Source organism: Lachnospira sp. (genome assembly GCF_016290755.1).
In the GTDB taxonomy this organism is placed as follows: domain Bacteria; phylum Bacillota; class Clostridia; order Lachnospirales; family Lachnospiraceae; genus Lachnospira; species Lachnospira multipara.
Window position 1 is genome coordinate 1 of sequence record NZ_JAEEVD010000102.1, and the last position, 2,807, is coordinate 2,807.

The following is a 2,807-nucleotide window of genomic DNA, read 5'->3' on the forward strand; positions in this document are numbered from 1 at the left end:
ACTTACTTCACAAAATTAAAAATACAAAAAGACCCGACTTTACTTTATCAATTGATAAAAATAAAATCAGGTCTTTAAATTTACTTGCTTTATCTATGTTAGCTAAAATTCATCTAGAAAAATTTAAAAATAAAGTTGTTAGTTATCATTTGTAGAGCGGCTGTTGTCTCCTCAGTCTGGCTTGCAGCTGAGTCATTAGCCCACTGTAAAATGTCCATCATAAGGTAATTTAGCGCAATTAATGCAACTGCTAAAATAACGATAATTACAAAAGGAACCCACTGATTCTTCTTTAAACTTGATGAACCCTTACCGCTTCTGTTAGTTGAATTTAAATTCTTAAAATTACGACTGTCTACCATATTCTCTACCTTTCAGAAAAATTTCTTACTTGGCTAGAATAACATTTTATGAACAAATAGTAAATAAAGTTTTTATAAAATGTTACTGAAAGACTATATTAGCCTTTTCCTTCTCGTCTTCTTGCTGCTTCTTTTGCATCATAAGCTTATAGGTGTCTAAAACAGCCTGCTTTTTCATCTCACTTACTGCCTCAGAATAATCTGTATCCTGCAACTGGCTTAAAACCCTTGACTGGTTATATGAAGCCATGCTGTTATAGACTGTAATATGGGACATACTATTAGTTGTTGCACCTGTTTCTGAACGCATACTAGAAACTGTCTCTAAGGCAGCATCAATGTCTGATATATCAAAGTCTCCTGTTACGTCATAATCAGCAATTCCTAGGGCTTCTAGAGTCGAATTATATGTTGAAACTGTAGCTGTAGAACCATTTCCATCTGTAGCCACATTTAAATCGTCCTTGCTTCCATCAAGGAGTGAAATGCCATTGTAGTTAGTTGTATCTGCAATGTCTGTAATACCTTCTTTTAATTGATTAATCTCTTCTTGAATAGCAGCCTTCTCTGTTGATGAAAGGGTATCGTTTGAAGCTTGAATTGATAGCTCCCTAATTTGCTGTAAATAGTCTGTAATACCTTCTAGGGCAGCATCTTCAATATTAAGCACCGATACTGCTGATTCTACGTTAGAACTTCCTACATCATAGGAATTAACTTGTGCCTCAGCGGCCTCTGATATAGCTAATTCCGCTGCGCCATCTGCTGCTGACTGTAATGAAACACCTGATGCAATAGAGCTGTAATAGTTACTTGAACTAGTTACACTTGATACTCCACTCATAAGATACCTCCAAATTTATAATCCTTCTTTAAAAATGTTTTTCTGCCTATTAATTAGCCTCTTGTTGTATTTATAGTATATTAGTACTAATATATTGTAAAGTGAACTTTTTGTGAAATGAAATACACATTTACGCATAAAAAAACTCCACTAGGAAATATCCTAGTGGAGCAAAATTCACAACTATATATCTTTCAATAATAAATCAAATTATAACTGAGGACCAGCTGCAACTAAAGCCTTACCAGATTCATTTGTCTCGTACTTCTTGAAGTTCTTAATGAATCTCTCAGAAAGATCCTTAGCCTTTGCTTCCCATTCAGCTGCATCTGCATATGTATCTCTTGGATCAAGAATTGCAGGATCAACACCTGGAAGTTCTGTAGGAACCTCGAAGTCGAAGTAAGGAATCTTCTTAGTTGGAGCCTTTAATACATCACCTGAAAGGATTGCATCAATGATTCCACGAGTATCCTTAATAGAAATTCTCTTACCTGTACCATTCCAACCTGTGTTAACTAAGTAAGCCTTAGCACCGCTCTTTTCCATCTTCTTAACAAGTTCTTCAGCATACTTTGTTGGGTGAAGCTCAAGGAAAGCCTGACCGAAGCAAGCAGAGAATGTAGGTGTAGGTTCTGTAATACCTCTTTCTGTACCAGCAAGCTTAGCAGTAAATCCTGAAAGGAAGTAATACTTTGTCTGCTCTGGTGTAAGAATAGATACAGGAGGAAGTACTCCGAAAGCATCTGCAGAAAGGAAAATTACGTTATCTGCATCTGGACCAGAAGAAATCTTGTTAACCTTCTGTGCAATCTTATCAATATGATCAATTGGATATGATACACGAGTATTTTCTGTAACACTCTTATCATCAAAATCAATCTTACCATTAGCATCAACTGTAACGTTCTCTAAAAGAGCATTTCTCTTAATTGCATTGTAAATATCTGGTTCTGATTCCTTATCAAGACCGATAACCTTAGCATAGCAACCACCTTCAAGGTTGAATACACCATTATCATCCCAACCATGTTCATCATCACCAATTAATAATCTCTTAGGATCTGTTGAAAGAGTTGTCTTACCTGTACCTGAAAGACCAAAGAAGATAGCTGTGTGCTTACCTTCCATATCTGTATTAGCTGAACAGTGCATTGAAGCCATACCATTAAGTGGTAAGAAGTAGTTCTGCATTGAGAACATACCCTTCTTCATTTCTCCACCGTACCATGTGTTAAGGATAACCTGCTCACGGCTAGATACGTTAAATAAAACAGCTGTTTCTGAATTAAGTCCTAATTCCTTGTAATTAGTAACCTTAGCCTTTGAAGCATTGTAGATTACAAAGTTTGGTTCGAAGTTAGCTTCTTCTTCAGCTGTTGGCTTAATGAACATGTTTCTAACAAAATGTGCCTGCCAAGCTACTTCCATGATGAAACGAACTGCAAGACGTGTTCCTTCATTAGCTCCACAGAAACCATCAACTACATATAACTTCTTACCTGAAAGTTCTTCAACTGCTAACTTCTTGCATGCCTCCCAAGCTTCCTGTGAAGCTGGATGGTTATCGTTTGGATATTCTTCTGATGTCCACCAAACAG

At 36.5% G+C, this 2,807-nt stretch carries 3 protein-coding genes; all 3 read right to left on the bottom strand.

Going from position 1 to position 2,807, the window contains the following annotated elements:
• Positions 1 to 113: 113 nt before the first annotated feature.
• Positions 114 to 362 carry a hypothetical protein gene (locus QVA17_RS12440; protein ID WP_027432126.1) on the bottom strand — a complete coding sequence of 83 codons (249 nt, stop codon included), beginning with the start codon at positions 360 to 362 and terminating at the stop codon, positions 114 to 116.
• Positions 363 to 444: 82 nt separating this feature from the next.
• The gene (locus QVA17_RS12445) at positions 445 to 1,206 is read right to left on the bottom strand and encodes a flagellin (RefSeq protein WP_287389323.1); all 762 of its coding nucleotides are present in this window, start codon (positions 1,204 to 1,206) and stop codon (positions 445 to 447) included.
• A gap of 210 nt (positions 1,207 to 1,416) precedes the next feature.
• Positions 1,417 to 2,807: phosphoenolpyruvate carboxykinase (ATP) (pckA, locus tag QVA17_RS12450; protein WP_287389324.1), on the bottom strand; the 1,391-nt coding region annotated here is incomplete at its 5' end.

Bases quoted from the DNA above. Each gene is read 5' to 3' on its own strand.
- QVA17_RS12440 (WP_027432126.1), bottom strand. From the start codon at position 362: ATGGTAGACAGTCGTAATTTTAAGAATTTAAATTCAACTAACAGAAGC.
- QVA17_RS12445 (WP_287389323.1), bottom strand. From the start codon at position 1,206: ATGAGTGGAGTATCAAGTGTAACTAGTTCAAGTAACTATTACAGCTCT.